Origin of the sequence: Roseomonas rosulenta (genome assembly GCF_016106005.1) — a bacterium.
Taxonomy (GTDB): domain Bacteria; phylum Pseudomonadota; class Alphaproteobacteria; order Acetobacterales; family Acetobacteraceae; genus Neoroseomonas; species Neoroseomonas rosulenta.
This window is the reverse complement of record NZ_JACADR010000668.1, coordinates 1-504: the sequence shown is the minus strand read 5'-3', so window position 1 is coordinate 504 and position 504 is coordinate 1. Positions and strand designations below refer to the sequence as shown.

The window sequence follows — 504 nt, the reverse complement described above, 5'->3', positions numbered from 1 at the left end:
GAGCGGCCGATGCTGCCCGGCCTGCCCGCGATCCTGGCGCATCTGCGCGCGGCGGGGCCGATGCCAGCGGGGCTGCGGGCGATTTTCCTCGATGCGCGCGACCGGGTGGTCGCGGAGGAGGCGCTGGGCGTGGCCGAGGGCAGCGCCGGCGCGCGGGTGCTGCGCCGCGCCGTGGCGCTCGATGCCGCGGCGGTGATCCTGCTACGCCATGCGCCCGAGGGCGATCCGACGGCGCTTGCCGCCGATGTGCTGTTCGCCCAGCGCATTGCCGGCGCGGCGCAGGTGATCGGTGTCGAGCTGCGCGACCACCTGGTGGTCGGCGCCGGTGCGCCGGCCTCACTGCGCGGGCTCGGCCTGATGGGCTGAGGGATCGGATGGCGATGCCGGTGCCGGACGTCCGGATGCGCCTCGCGGCGCAGTCCCGGGCGGTCTGTCGGCACCGCAGCGAACCCCGGGGGCGGGCATGGCGTGGGGGCCGGTGGGGCGGCCCCGGCCCGGGCCCCG

At 78.2% G+C, this 504-nt stretch carries 1 protein-coding gene; it reads left to right on the top strand.

The window, feature by feature from the left end:
- On the top strand, positions 1-366 hold a 366-nt coding region (locus HW578_RS27555; RefSeq protein WP_304621661.1), incomplete at its 5' end, for a JAB domain-containing protein.
- Positions 367-504 lie beyond the last annotated feature (138 nt).